This window comes from Burkholderia sp. M6-3 (genome assembly GCF_050858985.1).
Taxonomy (GTDB): domain Bacteria; phylum Pseudomonadota; class Gammaproteobacteria; order Burkholderiales; family Burkholderiaceae; genus Paraburkholderia; species Paraburkholderia caledonica.
Genome location: NZ_CP110091.1, coordinates 2755799 through 2776232 on the forward strand (window position 1 = coordinate 2755799; position 20434 = coordinate 2776232).

The 20434-nt window shown below is 60.6% G+C and carries 16 protein-coding genes; 7 read left to right on the forward strand and 9 right to left on the reverse strand.

The genetic code is table 11. From position 1 onward, the window contains the following. Positions 1–81: 81 nt before the first annotated feature. The 3 genes from OH764_RS29975 to OH764_RS29985 form a co-directional block, all read right to left on the reverse strand. A complete protein-coding gene (locus OH764_RS29975) occupies positions 82–978 on the reverse strand; it encodes a Rossmann-fold NAD(P)-binding domain-containing protein (protein ID WP_498849672.1) in 897 nt (298 codons plus the stop codon). Between the two features lie 81 nt (positions 979–1059). Then, complete coding sequence (locus OH764_RS29980) at positions 1060–1602, reverse strand: carbonic anhydrase (protein WP_498849673.1); 543 nt, start codon at positions 1600–1602, stop codon at positions 1060–1062. Positions 1603–1717: 115 nt separating this feature from the next. After that, a complete protein-coding gene (locus tag OH764_RS29985) occupies positions 1718–2704 on the reverse strand; it encodes a carbon-nitrogen hydrolase family protein (RefSeq protein ID WP_498849674.1) in 987 nt (328 codons plus the stop codon). Positions 2705–2921: 217 nt separating this feature from the next. On the opposite strand from OH764_RS29985, the gene OH764_RS29990 reads away from it, so the two are divergent. Beyond that, entirely contained in the window at positions 2922–3878 is a 957-nt protein-coding gene (locus OH764_RS29990) for a GlxA family transcriptional regulator (protein ID WP_498849675.1), read from the forward strand. Positions 3879–4013: 135 nt separating this feature from the next. After that, positions 4014–4484 carry a ribonuclease gene (locus tag OH764_RS29995; RefSeq protein WP_498849676.1) on the forward strand — a complete coding sequence of 157 codons (471 nt, stop codon included), beginning with the start codon at positions 4014–4016 and terminating at the stop codon, positions 4482–4484. 34 nt (positions 4485–4518) lie between these two features. Here OH764_RS29995 and OH764_RS30000 read toward each other — a convergent pair whose 3' ends face one another. The 3 genes from OH764_RS30000 to OH764_RS30010 all read right to left on the reverse strand — a co-directional run bounded on the left by OH764_RS30000 (position 4519) and on the right by OH764_RS30010 (position 9804). Further along, a complete protein-coding gene (locus OH764_RS30000; protein ID WP_498849677.1) occupies positions 4519–6096 on the reverse strand; it encodes a hypothetical protein in 1578 nt (525 codons plus the stop codon). Between the two features lie 661 nt (positions 6097–6757). Next, entirely contained in the window at positions 6758–8311 is a 1554-nt protein-coding gene (locus OH764_RS30005; protein WP_498849678.1) for a methyl-accepting chemotaxis protein, read from the reverse strand. Positions 8312–8658: 347 nt separating this feature from the next. Then, positions 8659–9804: a glutathione-independent formaldehyde dehydrogenase gene (locus OH764_RS30010; RefSeq protein ID WP_498849679.1), complete on the reverse strand. Its 1146-nt coding sequence runs from the start codon at positions 9802–9804 to the stop codon at positions 8659–8661. A gap of 845 nt (positions 9805–10649) precedes the next feature. On the opposite strand from OH764_RS30010, the gene OH764_RS30015 reads away from it, so the two are divergent. The 3 genes from OH764_RS30015 to OH764_RS30025 all read left to right on the forward strand — a co-directional run bounded on the left by OH764_RS30015 (position 10650) and on the right by OH764_RS30025 (position 13160). Next, positions 10650–11630, forward strand: coding sequence for a Vgb family protein (locus OH764_RS30015; RefSeq protein WP_498851330.1), 981 nt, complete (start codon positions 10650–10652; stop codon positions 11628–11630). 97 nt (positions 11631–11727) lie between these two features. Next, entirely contained in the window at positions 11728–12372 is a 645-nt protein-coding gene (locus tag OH764_RS30020) for a DUF1326 domain-containing protein (protein WP_498849680.1), read from the forward strand. Further along, the gene (locus tag OH764_RS30025) at positions 12369–13160 is read left to right on the forward strand and encodes a DUF2182 domain-containing protein (RefSeq protein WP_498849681.1); all 792 of its coding nucleotides are present in this window, start codon (positions 12369–12371) and stop codon (positions 13158–13160) included. Before OH764_RS30020 ends, OH764_RS30025 begins: the two co-directional genes overlap by 4 nt. 100 nt (positions 13161–13260) lie before the next feature. On the opposite strand, the gene OH764_RS30030 is transcribed toward OH764_RS30025, so the two are convergent. After that, complete coding sequence (locus OH764_RS30030) at positions 13261–15645, reverse strand: filamentous hemagglutinin N-terminal domain-containing protein (protein WP_498849682.1); 2385 nt, start codon at positions 15643–15645, stop codon at positions 13261–13263. A gap of 518 nt (positions 15646–16163) precedes the next feature. After that, positions 16164–16901 carry an IclR family transcriptional regulator gene (locus OH764_RS30035; protein WP_498849683.1) on the reverse strand — a complete coding sequence of 246 codons (738 nt, stop codon included), beginning with the start codon at positions 16899–16901 and terminating at the stop codon, positions 16164–16166. Between the two features lie 131 nt (positions 16902–17032). Here OH764_RS30035 and OH764_RS30040 point away from each other — a divergent pair, with 131 nt between their 5' ends. Together OH764_RS30040 and OH764_RS30045 are read left to right on the forward strand one after the other, a co-directional pair. Continuing rightward, a complete protein-coding gene (locus tag OH764_RS30040) occupies positions 17033–18022 on the forward strand; it encodes a carbon-nitrogen hydrolase family protein (protein ID WP_498849684.1) in 990 nt (329 codons plus the stop codon). After that, positions 18019–18945, forward strand: coding sequence for a threonine/serine dehydratase (locus OH764_RS30045; RefSeq protein ID WP_498849685.1), 927 nt, complete (start codon positions 18019–18021; stop codon positions 18943–18945). The genes OH764_RS30040 and OH764_RS30045 overlap by 4 nt, the downstream gene beginning before the upstream one ends. Before the next feature lie 102 nt (positions 18946–19047). Here OH764_RS30045 and OH764_RS30050 read toward each other — a convergent pair whose 3' ends face one another. Further along, complete coding sequence (locus OH764_RS30050; protein ID WP_498849686.1) at positions 19048–20400, reverse strand: epoxide hydrolase family protein; 1353 nt, start codon at positions 20398–20400, stop codon at positions 19048–19050. Between the last annotated feature and the right edge of the window lie 34 nt (positions 20401–20434).

Here is a 20434-nt window from a genome sequence, read left to right on the forward strand (position 1 = left end):
GCTGCGCCGGACTCGTCCGCGAGTCTGGCGCACACCGGCGCCTTAACCGCGGCGACCGTCGAGCGAACATCTAAGCGGCGCTTAACGTTGCGTTCCCGGCTGAAAAGCATCACGGTTAGCAGTGACGTAATCGCGCACGGAAATCGGCTTTTGGCCCGTTATCTGTTCGACCAGATTGTTAGTGCCGGCGAACTCGCCCGCCTGATAGCCGCGATACACCGACGTAATGTGCTGGATGAAATACGGCGGCAGTCCAAACTGGTTGAGACGCGCCTCGAACGATTCGACGCTCTCTGCTTCATAACGCATTGGGCGGTCGAGCGCATCGCCGACTATTTTCGCCATTTGATCGTGATCTAGTTCCTCCGCGCCGAACAACGGATATGTCTTGCCCGCGTGAGACTCAGGGTTCAGCAGGATGCGAGCAATCACACGTCCCTGATCGGCGGCGGCGATCGGTGCGTGGCGGCCGTTCCCGGCAGGAACGCGTAGCACGTTATGGTTCGCAATCTCCGAGCGCTGAAACCCATAACTCAGCCATTCCATGAAGAGTGTCGGGCGCAGATGAGTAACGGGGATACCGGACCAATCGAATATGCGCTCGCCATACCAGTGCGCAAGCGATGCATGGCTCCTTGCGTCGGGGCTCGCGGAAATCTGCGACATATTGACGATCGAGCGAACCCCTGCAAATTTCGCGGCGTGAGCAAAATAGGCAATCGCATCGACGAGTTGCGGTTGCATGATCGGGTATACGAAATAGGCACCTGTCACGTCGCGTAGCGCTGCCTGAACCGCGTGACTGTCGAGCAGATCGCCCACAACAACTTCGACGCCGCTCGCGCGTAACGATGCGGCGCGCTCGTCGTCGCGATGGACCAGAGCGCGCACGCGTGCGCCGCTCGACAAAAGCTCCTCGATAGCGGCACCGCCCGTTGCACCGGTGGCGCCCGTAATCAGATAAACATCATGCTTCATCTCATACTCCAGATTGGAATGCGAACAGGTGCGCGACGCTCTTCGCTCGGCGAAGTGCCGGCTTTTTCGCCCAGGCGGCTCTCAGCCTGCCGTCTCACGCAAAGGTGAAGGCGGAACCACCACCTCGACGAGGCCTGTCTTGACGTCGTAAACCAGGCCCGACACGACCAGGTTATCGGGAAGGTTGCTGTTCGCGCGCAGTGCGGCGACATCGAGCGCCACCGCCTCGTATGGCTCCGTGACAGCGAGCTTATCGAGTGCGTCCGTCTCGATATCAAGATGCTTCGCGAGCAAAGCGGGCGCGTGCTTGTAGCAGCCGATAATCCCGCAATCCGTGTGTTGCAGCAGGACGAGATTGCGCGCGCCATCCGGGCGTCCGGCAGCTTTCGCGACGACACTCAGTACTGCAAGCGTTTCGAGCAACGATTTGTTCACCCGGCCGCCGACATTGCGAATGACAGCCGTCTCACCCTGCTTCAAACCCAAGACATTGGCGGGATCGACGCGAGGATCGACACAGCCGACCACCACCGTTCCCGTCGACGGCATCATCTTCAGATCGGGCGCAAACGTGGTGTTTGCGAAGTCGGCGTTGCGCTCCAGCATGACATCGTTGAAGTCCATTTTGCTTACTCCTGCATTGATGGCTCGAAGTGGCCAAGTTGACTCTCAAGCGTCTCGCGCCTCGCACTCGCGCGATGCGCATTCGACGACGGTATTGCGCGATTGCACACGCGGTTCACGCGATCTCTTCCAGGTCGCTGACTGGCTCTTCTCCAACTGCGCGCACCGATCGCTCGATGACATGCAGCTTCGGTGTGCGATCGATCACGAGCCCGAGCACGTCGGGGCGGCTGTAATGACCGCGCGAGTCCATCATCCGTTTGCGTTTGTCGATCTGCCAGAAATCCAGATCGGCGATGATCTCGCCCTCTCCTTCACGCAGCGGCGCGCCACCCATGTACTCGCCTTCCGGTGAGACGATGGCGGTGAAACAACCGCTGGAGATCGGGCCAATCTGCGTTGTATTGGTATCGTGCAGAATCTGCTGTTGCTGTTCGGGCGTGAGCCAGGCAGTCGCGTTGACCACGAAGGCTCCCGCCTCCAGCGCGTGCTGGCGGATGTTCACGGAGATCTGCTCCGAGAAAAGATCTCCGGCGAACGACCCCGGATACATGGCCGAATGGATTTCCTCGCCGTCGGCCATCAGCGCGTAACGCGCGAGCGGGTTGTAGTGCTCCCAGCACGCCAGCTGACCGACCCGGCCCACAGCGGTATCAATAGCACGCAGGCCTGAGCCATCGCCCATTCCCCATACCATTCGCTCGTGATAGGTCGGCGAGAGCTTGCGACGCCGCTGCACGAGCGTGCCGTCGGCGTCGAACAACAGTTGCGTGTTGTAGATCGTGCCGCCGTCGCGTTCGTTGACGCCAATCGATACGACCATTCCGGCCTGGCGCGCCGTTTCGCCGATTGCGCGAGTCGTATCCGACGGAACGGTCACCGCCTGTTCGAGCAGCTTGTAATGCTCGGCGCCCATTGCAAAAGGCGATTCGATGAACGAGAAGTACGGATAATAGGGAACGACGGTTTCGGGAAACGTCGCGAACTGGACGCCCTGCTTGCCGAGTTCGAGAATCTTTTTGACGACTTTGTCGACAGTGCCTTCCCGGCTATACAGGACAGGCGCGATCTGGACTGCTGCGGCGCGGATGACTTTCGACATGATGATGTTCCTTTGGCTAGCTGCGATGCAATTAAGAGAAGTGCTTGAACCTTAACGTCGCAAGCCATTACGATCCACGTCGTTGTTGCCACCATTCATGACATTCGTGGCCCAAGCGCAGTAAGCTGGTTATCTGGATTCACAGTTCGCTATCGGGAATTCGACCCAGACGGCGCTTATTCACACCACGTTCACACTGCGTAGGGCGGAATCAGATATGCACCGGATTGGCTTCATAGTGCCGCGAAGATTTCAGATGATGAGCCTCGCGGCTCTTACGGTGTTCGAGATCGCGAACATGCCGCCGAGAGGCCCGTGCTATGAGGTCCATCTGCTGTCTGAACACGGCGGTCCGGTTGTATCTTCGGGTGGTATGACCTTGGAAACCGAAGCGTTTGGCGATCCGGCATTCGACACGATCATCGTGGGCTCTATCACTGAAATGAAAATGCCCGCTGCCGATGCTCCCGTAGTTGCGTTCGTGAAAGAGGCGGCCAGCGCATCCAGACGGATTGCCTCGATCTGCAGTGGCGCATTTGTCCTCGGCGAGGCAGGACTTCTGGATGGCAGACGCGCCACCATGCATTGGGCGCACGCGTCCGAATTCAGGGCGCGCTTCCCGAATGTCCGCACGGAAGAAGACCGGATATTTGTCAACGACGGTCCACTGTGGACTTCGGCGGGAATGACGGCGGGGATCGACCTCGCCCTGGCTTTGCTCGACAACGACCTCGGCCCGGACGCCGCAAAAATGGTTGCCAGGCTTCTTGTCATGAATCAGCGGCGATTGGGTGGCCAGATGCAGCATTCAGCACTGCTGGACATGACGCCGAAATCCGATCGGATCGAACTGGTCCTCGCGCATATTCGCCGCAACCTGCGCAATCCGCTCACCATCGAGGAACTTGCGAATGTCGCAAACCTCAGCCCGCGCCAGTTCAGCCGCGCCTTCGCCACCGAGACCGGTCAGTCGCCCGCCAAAGCTGTCGAACAGCTGCGCCTGGAAGCAGCCAGATTCATGATCGAGCAGGGCCGCCACACGATTAACGTGGTGGCACAGGAAACGGGTTTCGCCGACCGCGAACGTATGCGCCGAGCGTTCGTCCGGACGTATGGTGTACCTGCCGATATCCTGCGCAGGAGCGCGCGGCGTGAACCGGCCACGGAGAATTGAAGGCGCTTTATGGAGGGGCATGGCGTCGCGTGCCGAATGCCGACTTCAGGTCGAACGTTGATTCGCTCTGCCATTAGCGATACCTTTACATCTATCCTGGTCGTCGAGTGCTGGTCAACGAGGGAGGATCGTTTCGTGAAAAGCGCGTGGGCTTTCTCATGCATCGTCGCCATGGGCGCGATCCTCGGCGGATGCGGCAAGGGCGGTTCGCAAAACGTCACTGAGGCATCGGGCGCATCCGCGAGCCAGTCGCCGGTTCAGCCAGCGCGGGACGCGAGCGGTACACCCACCGCATCAGGCGCGCAATCGACGGGCGCACTGGGTACCGTCACCAAGGCACAGTTGCCGGGGGAAGCAGCCGAAACACTGCGGCTGATCACAGCGGGCGGCCCCTTCCCTTTTGCGGACGACGGCGTGTTGTTTCGTAACAGCGCGCTTTTGCTGCCCAAGCATCCCCGCGGCTATTACCACACATACACAGTCCGCACCCCGGGCTCGACGGATCGCGGACAGCGCCGGATCGTATGTGGTGGACCGCGCAAGCAGACCAGCGACTGCTATTACACCGACGATTACTACGCCAGCTTCAAGCGCATTGCAGGATAACGAGCTACGCTGATCCGCGAAATGTCGATCCCTCTCACACGTCCGGATTGCTTTTTATAAAGCCGGTGAACGCGCTATACGACGGATTGATGGGCGTCCCGTCGAGCATGATGCCGTACGTATCGTTTCCGCTATCGAGCACATACAACATGACCGATTGGATGCTGTGAGTCTTTCTCGCGGAATAGAACTCGCTCAACTGGCTCGTGATGTAATTTGCCCGATAGGCCTGCGTCTGCTCCGGACCTGTGTTCCACTCGCTGATGATGAACGGCACGCCGTAACGCGCTTTGCAGTACGTCGGCAGATCGAACCCCGGACTTTGGCCGTCGGCGGGAATGGCGAAGATGTCGCCGTAGACTTCGTAGTTATGCCAGGTGGTGATGTCCCAACGAACCTTGGGATGACCAGTGCTGCTGTCGGGCTGATTGCCTTCCCACAATGCATCGGATGCGCCGATATCGTTCACGCAAAAATTGACGCCGCATTTCGCCGAGGGCTGTACTGACTTCACGCCGTCTATCATGCCGCGCAAGGCGCCGCGCAGAAGCGGCCAGTTTACGTTGTTGAAGTCGGCCGCCTTGGTACCGGCGTTGGTGTCGTCGAGAATGATCGCTCTGTCACGGGTGAGTTCGTTGCCGCATTCGTACATCGTCACGCCGTATGGCATGAGTGCGCGAGCGACCGTCGCGCCGGAATTGAAGCCCGCGTTGTAAGCCGCCGACTCGCTTGCAAAGAGAGTGCCGTCGTTGGCGTAGATCCCCTGCTGGATCAAGGCGAACACCTGGAGCCCCGCCGTCTGGAATGTCCGCGCAATGTCGGTCACTGGGCCCAGTTGCGATGAGTCCGCCGAGCAGCCGACACGATAGATTGTGCAGCCCATCGTTTTCAGAATAGTGACGAGTTGCGCCGGCGTGTACAGGTAGTCGTGGTGACCGTTCATGCCGTAGAACGAACCCGCAGCCGGTGCGGTAGTAATGCGTGGGTCCGAGCAAGCCAGCCATTGAGCCTTGACTTCGGCGTTGACATAGAACTGACCGCTGGTATTGCGCAGGTATATTTTGCCGCCGTACCACAGCGCGAGCGATACGTTGTAGTTCGTTCCCGCCACCACGCCGTTCTTATACGCAACGCCGTTCACCAGGGTCCACTTTGCGCCCGTACTGTCGATGATGTAAGGCGCAGACGGCATCGTGGTGCCGTCTGCCGAAGTGCCGCCGGTCAGCCGAGGATCGGCGCACCTGATCCAGCCCGTACCGTTCCATTGGTAAAACTCGCCGGAGGTATTTTCGGCGTAGACGGCTCCGGTGTAGTACATGGCGAGCGCGACGTTATAGTTGTTTCCTGCTACTACACCGTTCTTATAAAGTACGCCGCCCGTAATGGTCCACACCGCGCCCGCGCCGTCGATGATGGAGCTGGCGGGCGGCATGGCCGTGCCGTTTGCCGAAGGCGAGGCGGTGGTGCGCGCCGTGGCACGCGCGGCGGAATTGCCGCTCGCAGCGCTCGCGACAACCTCGCTGTCCTCACCTCCACCTCCGCCACAGGCGCTAAGAACACAACTTCCGCCGAGGGCAACGAGCCCTCCAATGAATTGACGCCGCTTAACCATGGTGACTTTCTCAATCGATAAATAGCTTTTGAATTTCGTTCGGGCTGCTAACGATCAAGAACATCGCTTCCCAAACTCCACTTCGGATTTGGCCTGCTTCAACGCGTAAGATCCGGCGATGCTGACATTGACCTTCGTTGCGCTACGCACTCGGCGCAGACCTCAAACGGAGAGAAAATCAGCAATTATTTCCGCCTTCTGCATTGCTAGCTGCAATTCCTACTTGCTATATCGGCCTGAAATGCGAGAACTGCTGCGTTTGGGGCGAATAGTATGAATTTTGCTGTTAGGGGCACGAGACACGAAGAATCGCCTTTCTTCGGAGGAAAGGCGGGAGAGCATTGTCAGTCCGGGTATTGGGCCGGGGGTTGGCCCTCGTGTCGAACGGCCGTGCTGGCCGCTTATTGGCAATCAGTGCGCGATCGGCGAGAGTGTCGCGCGAGCGCCAGCACAGGGCCGGCTGGCGATACCGGACAGCGTCACATCCTCACGACGAGAAACGGCACCGCGACGGGAAACGTCCTCGGGACCGAAAGCAGAAAGAATATTCGGCGCGCCGACGAAGTCACTACTCACAAAACTTGCCCGAGGTGGCAGCGCCGGCCATAGTTTGTCGCGCTCTCACCGCGATGCGCCGCGCCGCCGGCCTTCGTCTTACGCGTTAGACGAGCGCGGCAAACTGCGGTGCGTGGTTCGTGCGGAACACCGCAACGGCGTCGCGCAGAGACCGCGCCTGCTCCGACATCGCCTGCGCCGCCGCCGACGCCTGTTCGACCAGTGCAGCGTTCTGCTGGGTCACCTGGTCCATCTGTACGACGGCGTGGTTGACCTGTTCGATGCCGGTACTCTGCTCGGCCGACGCCGCCGAGATGTCAGCAATGACTGTCTTTACCTGATGCACTGACTGAACGATATCGTCGATGATTCCGCCAGCGTTTTGCACAAGCTCAGCGCCCGCCGCCACGCGCTGCGATGACTGGCTGATCAATGTTTTTACTTCCTTCGCGGCAGCCGCGCTTCGCTGCGCGAGCGCACGCACTTCGCCAGCGACGACTGCAAAACCTCGCCCTTGTTCGCCGGCGCGGGCCGCTTCAACGGCCGCGTTGAGTGCCAGAATGTTTGTCTGAAAAGCAATACCTTCGATGACCGCGATGATCTCACCAACTTCCGACGAGCTCTCGCTGATGCCTTCCATGGTCCTGACCACGGTCTGCATCACGGTGCCACCGGAGCTCGCAGTGTCAGATGCCTTTTCAGCAAGCGACGACGCGAGTCCCGCGTTCCCTGCATTCTGGCGCACCGTGCTTGTCAGTTCTTCCATGCTGGCCGCCGTTTGCTCCAATGAGGCGGCCTGCTCTTCCGTACGCGCGGACAGGCTCAGATTGCCTGCCGCGATTTCCGAACTCGCCATCGCAACGCCATCCGCGTTGTGACGCACCGTACTCACGACGCTTAGCAAACTCGATTGCATGTCGGCGAGTGCTCTCAGCAACGCGCCGAGCTCGTCTGAGCGATCTACATTTATCTTCGAAGTCAGGTCGCCCTGCGCAACGGTACGCGCTACCTCTACCGCAGTGGCAAGCGGTCGCGTGATCGAGCGGCTGAACAGCATCGCACCGCTCAATCCCGCGGCGAAGGCTCCCATCATCAACGCCAGACTGATTGCGCCGGCCCGACGCGCGTCGCCGTCGGCTTGCGCCGACATCGCCGCTGTCTTCGCCGCGATTTGCTCGACCACTTCACCGAGCAAACGCGCCGGCTCGCGATCGACGCCGGCGACGGCCCGGTCGCCGACTGTCGGCTCGAAATCGTTGGCCTTGAACGCTTCCAGTCCTTTGCGATAGCCGTTGCCCATGCTTGTATGCGCGTTGCCAAATTGCTCGACGAGCGCACGCGTTCCAGGTTCATCAAGCGTTGAAAGCAACACCTTCGTTTCTTCGTCGACAAGGCGTTCCTGTTTCTCGAAGGCGGCCCAACCCTTGTCCAGTTTCACCGGGTCCTTGCCACGCAACAGCACGTCTTTCCATTCCTGGACTTGCAGTTTGAAGTTCACAAGGATATTTGCGGCCATTCGCTCATTCGCGACGTGTATGCGCACAAGCTCGTCGTACTCGCCAAGCGAGCGATGCATCGAGTACAGGCCATACATCGCGCCGGCGAACATCAGGAAGAGTGCCGCGGCAAAACCGAGGGGGAGCTTGAATGCGAGTTTCATGCAAGTCTGAGAGAAGGAGTGGGTACCGTACCGCGCGCATCGTGTCGGGCACTGTTGCGGTCTGCAGTCGGGCGGTTACTCTCAGGGTTTACGGCGGTGCGTAGACGATCTGAATAGTCAAAAACAGATTGCGGCGGGAAGGCACAGAGACACTGTTCTGGCACCGCAAACACAAACACACTACACAAACGATCGTTGCGCATGGCCGAGGGAATGCGCAGCTGTGCTCCTCGCGCGAATCGCGGGTCGCGCTGCGATCGACCTGCGCAAGCCGGGCCGGTTGGACCTTCGTCGAACCCGGCTTGCATGCAGGTCTCCGTCATGCACTCACTGACGAGAAAATGCCCTCAGCCCGCTGGCTTCAGGATTACTTTCGTCCACCCTTGGTCGCGCGAGTCGAAGTGCTGGTAGGCCTCAGCCGCCCTGCTCAGTTCGAGCTCGTGTGAAACGATAAAAGAGGGCTTCGCCCTACCCGCATGAATCAGGTCGCGCAACTGGCGGTTGTAGGCTTTGACATTGCACTGCCCGGTGGCGATATGCTGGCCCTTGAACCAGCACATTCCCCAGTCGAACGCAATCTGCCCCTTCTTGGCCAGGTTATCGGATGCGCCGGGATCCTGTGGCGTGAATACCCCGACCACACCGATGCCGCCGGTGAACTTCACCGATTGGACGAGATTGTTCATGGTCAGATTCGGAACCTCCTTCCCGGCGGGATCATGGCATTGATAGCCGACGCACTCGCAGCCGACATCGGCACCCAAGCCATGGGTGAGTTCCTTGATCCGCTCGACTGGATCGCACTTCGAATCGTCGATGGCGACTGCACCTATTGATTCCGCCAAGCGGAGCCGGTCGGGATGACGGTCGACCACCATCACATTGCAGGCGCCCTTGACCATAGCTGCATGCGCGGCCATCAGCCCGACTGGACCCGAGCCGTAGATGACGACTGCATCGCCCGGCCGCATTCCGGCGAGCTCGGTGCAATGCCATCCGGTCGGGAAGATATCGGCCACCATCACATAGTCGCTCTGCTTTTCCTCGGCGTCAGGAGGCAGCTTCAGGCAGTTGAAATCGGCCCAAGGAACGCGCAGGTATTCCGCCTGTCCGCCCTGATAGGGTCCCATGTCGGCGAAGCCGAAGGCAGCGCCTGCCATGCCGGGCTCAGGATTGGCAGCCAGGCAGAATGCGGTCAATCCCTTTTCGCAATTCTTGCAATGCCCACAGCTGATATTGAACGGCATGCACACCCAGTCACCGACTTTCAAACGCTCAACGGCCGGCCCCACTTCCGTGACCTGGCCGAGATTCTCATGCCCGAAAACCCTCCCCTTTTCAAAGTCGGTCCTGCCTTCGAACATATGCAGATCCGAACCGCAGATATTGGTGCTTCTGATCTGCACGATCACATCAGTCGGACGCTCGATTTTTGGATCGGGCACGTTTTCCACGCTGACATCGCGCGGCCCTCGATAGACAACAGCTTTCATCAGGCTTCTCCGGTTACACGCACGCCTGCCTGACCCTGCTTCCTCGATTGCCAGAAGTCGTGAGTCGGACCGGGTAGCGCTACCACATGACCCTCCGCTTATGCCCCCAGGCGTCGTACCGGTTTCGAATACCTGTGCGTAGCCAGGTCGTTCGACCGAGTGGTTCCCAGCGTCTTTGACGTCGTCCCAATGCCACGCATCCAGCCGCGGAGGGTTTTCTCCATCGGATCAGCTGGCCGATTCGCACGGACGTCGTTGGGGCAGCAATGGATATTCCAGACGAAAGCGATGCAAGCCCGACGCGCGGTGTATTTTCGTGCCATCTCTCGCGCTTCGCGTGCCAATAGCGGCGTCCCCCTTATGCAGCAGTTCGCCGCATTCGACGCCGGCGCCCGAGTTGCGCGCTGGGCCGATGCTTTCTCTTGCGCGTGCCGGGACCGAGGTCGTCGAGAGGTGTGTGCGTAATTACAAAGGACGGATCAAACTGTCCACGTTGAATGCGTCGCAATGGGTCGTGTGTCCAGTTGATGACGTGTGTGACGCATGCGCTAGCCAGATCCATGTTCATCCAATCGCGGAGAAGGATCTCGTCGATCAGTGCACCTTACATGTGCGGCGGGTCGGTTTTCGTCATCGCGTGTCGCGTCATTGCGAGTACCGCAGCCCAATGTCTGCGCGCGCATCGTCAGTGACGAACCCGAGACTCCCTCCGGTAAGTGCCACACTAAGCTAGCGTGCATGTGCAAGCCAATTCTGGTTCGGAGGCGAACGTGATTCACATCGCAAATGCATCGACGTGGGCACCGGCGTGGGCACCGGCGAAGAAAATTTCCGCATTCCATTTCTTGCAATACTTTGCGTCGGTTCTCGCTGGCGCGATATTAGCCACAGCTTCGGTACAGGCTCAGTCCCCTTCGTTCGACTCGTTTGCCTTGCCGTCCGGTAGCGCACCGCACGATGTCGCGCCAGAGTCTGGCGTCGCCGTCTGGTACACCGCGCAGGGGCAAGGCGTTGTCGGAAGGCTTGACCCGCGCAGCGGCAAGACGGAGCGGATTGCGCTCGGCAACGGATCGGCGCCGCATGGCGTGATCGTCGGTCCGGACGGAGCCGCATGGATCACCGACGGCGGGCTGAACGCGATCGTCCGTGTCGATTCGAAGACACTCGCCGTCACGCATTTCCCGTTGCCCAAGGACAGGCAGAACGCGAACCTGAACACCGCCGTTTTCGACAAGCGCGGGCATCTGTGGTTTACAGGGCAACGCGGAATCTATGGTGAGCTAGACCCGGCAAACGGCAAAATGCGCGTGTTTGATGCACCGCGCGGGCCGGGTGCCTATGGCATCTGTGTCACGCCTGACGGCAGCTTGTACTTTGCTTCACTGGCTGGCAACTACCTCGGCCGCATCGACCCGGCGAGCGGCACGGCGCAAGTCATCGAGCCGCCGACACCCGAACAGGGAGCGCGCCGCGTATGGTCCGATTCGAAAGGTCGCGTCTGGATCAGCGAGTGGAACGCAGGAAAGGTGGGAGTGTTCGACCCGGCGGCGCATCAGTGGCGCGAATGGAAACTGCCGGGCGCCGATCCGCATGTGTATGCAATATTCGTCGACGACAAGGACATCGTCTGGCTCAGCGAATGGAGCGCTAACACGCTCGTGCGCTTCGACCCACAAACGGAACGATTCGAGACGTTTCCGCTGCCTCGCCAACACGCGAATGTACGCCAGATGATGGGCCGGCCAGGAGAAGTCTGGCTGTCCGAGTCTGGCACGGATCACCTGCTGCGCTACCGGTCCGGCGCAGCGGTTGCCGGCAGCAAGTAACAGCCCGCGCGCCTCAGCCAAGCTTTAACTTTCCTTTTCCGCTGCATACACTGGATTCGAGCCACGTGGCTCGTCGCGAGGCACGAGGAGGACAACCATGACTCCCTGGGAAATTCAAGGCACCGAACTCGTCAATTGCAATTGCTCATACGGCTGCCCCTGCCAATTCAACGCCCTGCCGAGCAACGGCTTCTGCGAAGCGATGGGCGCCATTTCGATCAGCAACGGTTATTACGGTGACGTGCGGCTAGACGGCGTCAAGCTTGCGGTCGTGTTTCAGTGGCCCGGGCCGATCCACGAAGGTAAGGGCAAGTGCCAGCCGATCGTCGACGAACGAGCTAGCCCCGCGCAACGAGAAGCCATTCTGAAAATCATGACGGGGCAAGACACCGAGCCGTTCGCCACAATGTTCTCCGTTTTCGCATCGACGGTCGAGCATGCATTCGACCCGATCTTCACGAAAATCGACTTCGATGTCGATGTCGACGCCAGGCGCGGCCGGATTCATGTCGAGGGTATATTCGACGTCGTCGGCGAACCGATTCGCAATCCAGTAACGGGCGATGAGCACCGCGTCCGGATCGACCTGCCTCACGGGTTCGAATACGAACTTGCCGAGATTGGCTCCGGTACGAGCCGCTCGCAGGGAAACATCGCAGTGGATCTCAAGGGGACTTATGCGCAGTTCGCGCACCTCCACCTGAATAACAAAGGCCCGATCCGGCATCGCGCTGCGGCATGAGCAGCTTCGAAATTGCCGTGGGGCGCGAGCGCGTGATCACCGCGCTCGGCATCGTCGCCGTCGTCGCGTTTTCGTGGGTCTACGTGTGGACAGGCGCGGGAATCGGCATGTCCGCGCTCGAGATGACGGCCGTCGCGCTGTTCCCTCATCGACTGGCAGACGGCGGCGGGGGAATGGATCTGTCGTTGCCGACCGTGATCCTGATGTGGTGGGTGATGATGATCGCAATGATGACACCCAGCGCGGCGCCGCTGATCCTGTTATATCGACGCGTATTGCGGCACCACGCGTCCACTGAGTCCAGTTCGGCCATCCCGTCGTTGTTTCTGCTGGCCGGTTACCTGACCGCATGGCTGGCATTCTCAATCTGCGCGGCATCGCTCCAGAAGGTACTGCAACCGACCGGCCTCATTTCGGAAATGATGCTGTGGTCAAGGAGCGCTCCGCTTTCCGCCATTGTCCTGGCCTCTGCGGGCCTCTACCAGTTCTCGCCGCTTAAGCGCGCCTGCCTCGCGCAGTGCCGTTCACCAGTCAATTTTCTCACTTCGCACTGGCGCCCTGGCGTCGCAGGCAGCTTCATGCTCGGGATGCGTCATGGAATTTACTGCGTGGGCTGCTGTTGGCTGCTGATGGCATTGCTGTTCGTCGGCGGCATCATGAATCTCATCTGGATCGCCGCGCTGGCGTTGATCGTATTCGTGGAGAAAATCCTGCCCGGCGGGGAGCGAGTCGGCCGCGTGCTCGGCGTCGTGTTGATCGTCTGGGCAGGCGTTACTCTGCTGGTCTGATCGGCTTTTCTCTTCACAGCCGATCGTGTGAATGACCGGACAACTCCATCCGTCAGTAAGTCACCTACGCCTCGCGCCCGCGTTGAGAGGCCGAAGCTCATCATGGTTGCGCGAGCCGGTTCAGCGACGGCCCGAAATAGCCTGACACCCAAGTGCCGTTTGCACCGAAGTCCCATGTCGGCCCGAAGCTTGCAGGATCGCGCAATTCCAGGTCGGTGAGGCCGCTCGAACTGGCCACCGCCGTGCCCGAACCGACGCCGGCTTGCGCGCCCGACGACTCACTGTTCCAGAAAACGTCGTTGGCGATGCTGCCGCTATTGTTGCCCGCGATGCCGCCTACTGTCGCGTTGCCGTCCGGCGTGAGCTTCGCATACGCGTACGACTGCTCAATGCGGCCGGTATTGTTGCCAACCAGTCCGCCGACCGTCGTGCCGCCGGTCATCTGGAACGCGAAGGCGTAAGAACGAACTATGTCGCCATTGTTCGTGCCGACCAGGCCGCCAAAAGTGCTCGGCGCACTGGCTGTCATCGAGTTGAGCGAATACGAACGATCGATGTGCCCGTCGTTGCGCCCGACCAGCCCGCCCAGTTCACCCGTGCCGGTGATGTTCACACCCGCCCACGACCGCTCGATGTTGCCGAAATTCTCGCCGACGAGCCCGCCGATCACCGAGTTCGCGTTGCCCGTGGACGTGATGATGCCTGTCGCGCCGACATTGATCAGCGTCCCGTAATTGACTGCCGCGAGCAAACCTAAGGGGCCCGAAGAAGACGTCCCCGTGCCGTCTGCCAGCGTGAAGTTGCGCACCACCCCATCTTTGCCGATCACGTTGAACATTCCGGCATTAGTGGCGAGATGAAGATCGGCCGGCAGATGGCCCATGCCGTCGAACTGGCCGGTGAACGGATGGTCGGTGGAGCCGATGCCGCCGAACTCGCCCGCATCGACGAATTCAATTCCGCGCGGAGCCAGCGCATAGTTGCCCGCGAGGTTGTTGTTCACCGCGCGCAGGTCGTCCAGCGACGCGATCAGCTGATAAGCCGTGAATTGCGTGAGTAGTCCACTGAACGGCGCGGCCTGCCATGACGGATTCGTGACGACCGTGCCGCGTGTGAAAGTGCCGTTGATATCGTAGAGCGCCGTGATGATGCCGGTGCTTCTCGACCAGTCGAGCGTGCCCTGATTGATCACGCTCCCGCCGTTATCGAATCCATAGCTGTCGGCAGAAAGCGTCAGCGGGCCTGCGCCGATGTTGGCGATGGTCACGCGCGGCGCGATGGTCAGCGAGTGCGCGGCATTGAGATTCAGCGACGCGTCACCGCGCCAGCGCAGACTCGCTTCCACGTCGATGTTGCCCTTGCCGTTCGCGCCCAGCTTGCCGTCGGCGCCGTTCGCCAGCACATTGACCGACGCGCCGCGGCTCAGGCTGGCGCCGAGCGTGTCGGCGGTGCGCGCATCGACGGTGAAATCTCCGGTCGTGATGTTCCACTGTCTGGCCTGGACGTCTGCGCCGCCCACCTTGACGCTGCCGCCGGACATTTCGACTACGCCGCGGCTGCCGTCCGCGTTTTGAGCGGTGATCTGAGCGCCGCGGGCATCGATGTTGCCGGTGTTGATGCGGTAGTTCGTGGTGGTGTCTGCGACGAGCCAGACGTGTCCGTCGCGCGTGGCCGTGCCGGTCGCGCGCAGCGCGCCCGAGTGACCGGCCAGCGCGAAAATATTGCCGTCCGCCGCCTGAAGGTTGATGGTCGCCGCTTCGACGGTGCCCGTGTTTCTGATCGTACCGCCGCTTCCCACATCGACGGAAAGCTGCTGATACCCGCTATCGAACAAGCGCACCTGACGGCCCACGGCAGATTCCGCGTTGCCGTTGGGCGCATCTATCTTCCCTGCATTGACGACCTTGCTGGCCGATATAAGCAGGACGTCGCCGCCAGACGACGAGATCCTGCCGAGGTTGACGACATTCGCCGTCGAACTCCCAGTGTAGGCCGTTCCGCCGATCGCGCGCGGATTGAGGAAGCTGTCGTCGGAAACGTCGAGGGTCGATGCCAGGAAGCGGCCACCCGTCGAAATCACGCCGGTTCGACCGATCAGCACGCCATTTGGGTTGATGAGATACGCACTGCCCGTCGCGTTGAGCGCGCCGTAGATCGCGGACACATCGCTGCCGGTCACGCGGTTGAGCGTCGCGCCCGTGCCGTTGTTGATCGACACGGTGTTCCCCACACCGATCGAAAAACTGTCCCAATTGATGATGCCGCGCCCGCCTGCTTGCGTGATATTCAGGTTCCGGCCGTTCTGCGCGATGCTGCCCGTGGTGCCGACGAAACTGCCGCCCTGCGGTAGAGGTCCTGCCGCGACACTCGCGTGACCGTAGAGAAGTGCCGCCGCGGCAAGCCCTAACCCAGCCCACCGTTTGGCTAACGACCGCCGACGATCATGGAGTGCGCGCGTGCCACGCGCTAGCGCTGCAACGGTCATAGAACCCCCTTTTTCCGGCATCAATGTTTCGCCATCCTGAGCGAGTGCGCTCGACATCAGGCCAGCGGCGCACGTTCATTGATCTGAAGGTTAGCAGGGGGAACAGCCGTAGTCAGTCAAAAGTTAGTAGTTTGCGCCTTGTCTTTTCGCGCGCGTCATTTGCAGCAAAAGACGAACCCGACCGAAAAGGACGGCACGCTTATTTGATAACCTTGCGCCAGAACACAAGGTACGCGGCCGTGCCGGATGCGACAAGAAGGATTCCCCACATAGGGATCATGCTGATGAGAACAGAGGTGGCAGACATTTCATACTCCCGGTTAGCGTGATTACGTTTCAACACCACTGCTTCGTTCTTGCGTGCACGACGCGATCTGCAGGTGTTGTGTTCAACGACGTATTGATGCTAACGCTGCGTCCGGTCGGTTCCCTGCGGTCCCCTGTCGCACCGGTTTGCGCCCGATCAACGAATGTAACGTTGTCGATCGCGGTGTACCGGTGCATCCGTTGTTACTCATTTACTGCGCGAATGTCTTAACCGCCGCTTTCAGGATCTTCGCCAAGGCGGCCGGATTGCCAATGCGAGCCGTTGGGCCAGCAACAGATAGCGCGCCGCGAACCTGCCCTCCACTCACCACCGGCACCGCGACGCAAGTCAAACCGGCGATCAGTTCTTCCGCATCCAGCGCGTATCCCTGCTTGCGGATACGCGCGAGTTCCGCCTGAAGCTGATCCGCATCGACAATCGTATTCGGCGTGAAACGCTCCAGGCCTTGCTCGCAAACCTGCGGAAAAAGCCGAGTTTCTGCCGAAGCGAGCAGCACCTTGCCCACACCAGTTGCATGTAGCGGTCCCCGCCAGCCGACCTGGGAGAACATACGAATGGGATGCGGAGAATCCACCTTCGCAAGGTAGACGACGCGATTACCGTCGAGCGCGGCAAAGTGCGCCGTTTCGCCCGTTTCATTCACAAGCCGCTGTAACAGCGGCGTAACCTGCTCGGCCAGCGCAGCTTCCGCACTGGCACCCGCGCCGCGAAAAAGCTCCGCGAGCCTGAGGCTCAGGCGATACGTTTTGTCATCCTGAACGATCCATTCCTTCTGAGCCAACGTCTTGAGCAGACGGTACACGGTTGCACGCGGCAGATCGAGAGACTGCGCGATTTGACTGACGCCCAGAAGACTGTTGGAAGTGGCCAGTAGTTCGACGAGACGGATGGCGTGCTCGACGCTATTGACTGTCGCGATTTCTCCCATCACCTCTCTCCTCAACACACGAACACACGAACGCAGACCAACATGCACCGCTTGCCGTAAATCGGACAAGCACCTATGATGCATCAATACTGATACTAACATGTTCACTATAGATACACAAGGAGGCGGTAATGAACGACTTCAACAGGGAAGCGCCGTGGGTCGCTTCCGTCATCCAGGGTACGCCCGTCCCATTCGACAAGCGGCGCACCTTGGCAAAGGTCGACGACCTGGTCGCGTCCGCAGTGGCCCGCGACGCAAAGCTGGTGGTTTTCCCCGAAGCGTTCGTGGGCGGCTATCCGAAGGGGCATGCGTTCGGCTCGTACGTAGGCGGACGCAGCGACGAAGGACGAGATGCGTATCGCGAGTATTGGGAATCGGCGATCGATGTGCCGGGGCCGTGCGTCGACGAACTCGCCGCAATTTCAGCGCGCCATGGCGTGCATATGGTGATCGGCGTAATCGAACGCGACGCAGGCACGCTCTATTGCTGTGTGCTGTTCTTCGGTCCAACGGGAGACTTTCTCGGCAAACATCGCAAGCTGATGCCGACCGGCGCCGAGCGGCTGATATGGGGCTATGGCGACGGCTCGACCATGCCCGTGTTCGACACTGCACTCGGAAAGCTCGGCGCCGTGATCTGCTGGGAAAACTACATGCCCATGATGCGCACCGCGATGTACGCAAAGGGCATCGAACTCTATTGCGCGCCGACGGCCGACTCCAGGCCGACATGGGTCGCGTCGATGCAGCACGTCGCCATAGAAGGCAGGTGCTACGTGCTTGCGAGCAACCAGTTTCTGCGCCGTAGCGATTTTCCAGACACGTACGCCAGTCGCTTCGGCGACGATCCCGAGACCGTCGTTCAAGCCGGTGGAAGCTGCATCGTCGATCCGTTCGGCCAGATCCTTGCGGGCCCCGCCTTCGGCGAAGAAGCCATCCTCACGGCGGAAATCGATCTGCGAAACGTTGCGCGAGGCAAGTTTGATTTCGACGTGACGGGCCACTACAGCCGTCCCGACATTTTTCGCCTGACCGTCGACGAACGCCGCCAGGCGCCGGTCACTGTCATTCCTTCCGTGCGCCAGCAGGAAGCCGGTTATGAGGATCTCGTCAAATGATCAGTCAGGGAGACATTCGCGCCGCCGCGCAGCGCATCGCTCCGTACATCCGCACCACGCCGGTCATGCGCGTGGAACCCGGCTTGTCCAATGTGTCCGGCGATACTTTCCTGAAGCTGGAATCGCTTCAGGTGACAGGCTCGTTCAAGCCAAGAGGTGCATTTAATCGTCTGCTCGGCGAGCCGCTTCCGCTTGCTGGCGTGGTCGCGGCGTCCGGAGGAAACCACGGTATCGCCGTCGCCTACGCGGCGCAAAAGCTCGGCGCACGCGTGGAGATTTATGTGCCGAGCCTCGCGACCGCACTCAAACGCAAGATGCTGACAGACCTGGGCGCTCAGGTCGTCGTCGCCGGCAATAACTATGTGGAAGCGCTCGCGGCCAGCGAAGCGCGGGCGGCTGAAACGGGCGCGCTGAAAGTGCACGCTTTCGACGACCCGGCCACCGTCGCAGGACAAGGTACGATCGCGATCGAACTCGAAGCACAGGTGCCGGACGTCGATACCATTCTGGTTTCAGTCGGCGGCGGTGGATTCATCGGCGGCATCGCAGCGTGGTTCGCCGGACGCGTGAAGGTGGTTGCCGTCGAGCCGAAGCAATGCCCGACGCTCAATCGCGCGTTGCAGGCTCGCACACCCGTCGATGTCGACACGGGCGGCATCGCCGCAGATTCGCTCGGGTGCAAGCGCATCGGCGACGTGCCGTTTTCCGTTCTTCTTCCAAACGTGCGCGACTCCGTGCTGGTGTCCGACGAGCAGATTCGGGAAGCGCAAATGGCGCTATGGCAAAAGTTCAGGATCGCCGCAGAGCCCGGAGGCGCAACCGCTTTCGCCGCGCTGACCTCGGGCGCCTATGTGCGATCGCCGGGTGAAAAGATCGCCGTCGTGATTTGCGGCGGCAACGCCGACCCGGCGTCGTTCGCGTAGTGCGTCGCAAGCCGCCACTCTCTCGGACAGCGCGCGGCTGCCGCACTGCGTTGCGTGACTACGTCCTGGCTCTTGGCCAGGGCAACACGCGCGCCAAGCGTTTCAGGTACGCAAGGACCTCAACCCTGTGCGTACTTCATCGGCGAGGATCGTCGGCACCTCCCATGCCGGAAAGTGGCCGCCCGTTTCGGGCTTGTTGAAGTAGATCAGATTGTGATACGCCTTTTCGGTCCAACTCTTCGGTGCCTGGTAGTTTTCTCCCGGAAACGCGCTGATGGCGGCCGGCACGTTGACGTCAGCCGCCAGAAAGAAGTTGGCGTGCGACTCCCAGTAAAAGCGTGCCGCCGACACGCCTGTATTGGTCAACCAGTAGAGCGTGATGTCGTCGAGCAGGTCATCGCGCGTCAGCGCGCCCGACGAGTGACCGTTGACTGGATGACCGAGCACGGCCGCACTTAATGCCGCAGCGGGCTGACCGTAGCCGTCGCCATGGTCGAGCATCCAGGAAGCCAGCGCGACGGGCGAGTCGGCCAATCCGTATAACGTCTGCGGGCGCGTACCCATTTCGAAAGCGTAGCCGCGCTTTTTCTTCGCGTTGACGCTCAATTGTTCATATGCGTGTTTCTCTTCGTCGGAAAGACCCGTTGGCATCGGATCGCCCGACGCGATTGACTTCAGGATATCGGCCGGCACTGATGCGGGGAAATTTACGTGAATGCCGATTAGTTCAGGTGGTGCCTGCTTGGCCATGATGTTCGAGACAATGCCGCCGAGATCACCGCCGTGCGAAGCAAAGCGCGGATAGCCGAGGCGCTTCATCAAGACGACCCATGCGCGCGCGGTGCGCTCGGGTCCCCAGCCCGTGGTTTGAGGACGCGCCGAGAACCCATAGCCAGGCAACGACGGGATGACGAGGTGAAACGCGTCCGACGCCGGCGCGCCATATGCGGTCGGATTGACGAGCGGATCGATGATCTTGAACTGTTCGATCACCGAGCCGGGCCAACCGTGCGTTACGATCAACGGCATTGCGTTTTCATGCTTTGATCGCACGTGGATGAAATGGATATCGAGTCCGTCGATCTCGGTTATGAACTGTGGATACGAGTTGAGCCGCGCTTCGCACTTCCGCCAGTCGTAGCCGGTCGCCCAGTAATGCGCGAGCCCCTGAATGGTCGCGAGTTGAACGCCTTGCGACTCGTCGGGCACCGTCTCACGATCTGGCCAGCGCGTCGCGTTGATGCGACGCCGCAGGTCGACGAGTTGCGACTCGGGGGCGTGAACGCGGAACGGCCGGATCGCTGTCTTGTCGCCGTTCGCGGGTTCCGTGATCTTGCCTATCGCCTGACTCGTGTCGGCGAAAGCGAACTGGCTTAGCGAGCCTGCGGCGAGCGCCGCAGCCGTCATACCGACAAAGTGCCGGCGAGATGTGGATTGAGGGATGTCGTTTGACATGGTATCGGTCTCCGGTTCCGTTCAGATTGTCGCG

Excerpts from the sequence above, each read along its gene's own strand:
- OH764_RS29975 (WP_498849672.1), bottom strand. The coding sequence starts at position 978 with ATGAAGCATGATGTTTATCTGATTACGGGCGCCACCGGTGCAACGGGC.
- OH764_RS29980 (WP_498849673.1), bottom strand. The coding sequence starts at position 1,602 with ATGGACTTCAACGATGTCATGCTGGAGCGCAACGCCGACTTCGCAAAC.
- OH764_RS29985 (WP_498849674.1), bottom strand. The coding sequence starts at position 2,704 with ATGTCGAAAGTCATCCGCGCCGCAGCAGTCCAGATCGCGCCTGTCCTG.
- OH764_RS29990 (WP_498849675.1), top strand. The coding sequence starts at position 2,922 with ATGCACCGGATTGGCTTCATAGTGCCGCGAAGATTTCAGATGATGAGC.
- OH764_RS30000 (WP_498849677.1), bottom strand. The coding sequence starts at position 6,096 with ATGGTTAAGCGGCGTCAATTCATTGGAGGGCTCGTTGCCCTCGGCGGA.
- OH764_RS30005 (WP_498849678.1), bottom strand. The coding sequence starts at position 8,311 with ATGAAACTCGCATTCAAGCTCCCCCTCGGTTTTGCCGCGGCACTCTTC.
- OH764_RS30010 (WP_498849679.1), bottom strand. The coding sequence starts at position 9,804 with ATGAAAGCTGTTGTCTATCGAGGGCCGCGCGATGTCAGCGTGGAAAAC.
- OH764_RS30020 (WP_498849680.1), top strand. The coding sequence starts at position 11,728 with ATGACTCCCTGGGAAATTCAAGGCACCGAACTCGTCAATTGCAATTGC.
- OH764_RS30025 (WP_498849681.1), top strand. The coding sequence starts at position 12,369 with ATGAGCAGCTTCGAAATTGCCGTGGGGCGCGAGCGCGTGATCACCGCG.
- OH764_RS30030 (WP_498849682.1), bottom strand. The coding sequence starts at position 15,645 with ATGACCGTTGCAGCGCTAGCGCGTGGCACGCGCGCACTCCATGATCGT.
- OH764_RS30035 (WP_498849683.1), bottom strand. The coding sequence starts at position 16,901 with ATGGGAGAAATCGCGACAGTCAATAGCGTCGAGCACGCCATCCGTCTC.
- OH764_RS30040 (WP_498849684.1), top strand. The coding sequence starts at position 17,033 with ATGAACGACTTCAACAGGGAAGCGCCGTGGGTCGCTTCCGTCATCCAG.
- OH764_RS30045 (WP_498849685.1), top strand. The coding sequence starts at position 18,019 with ATGATCAGTCAGGGAGACATTCGCGCCGCCGCGCAGCGCATCGCTCCG.
- OH764_RS30050 (WP_498849686.1), bottom strand. The coding sequence starts at position 20,400 with ATGTCAAACGACATCCCTCAATCCACATCTCGCCGGCACTTTGTCGGT.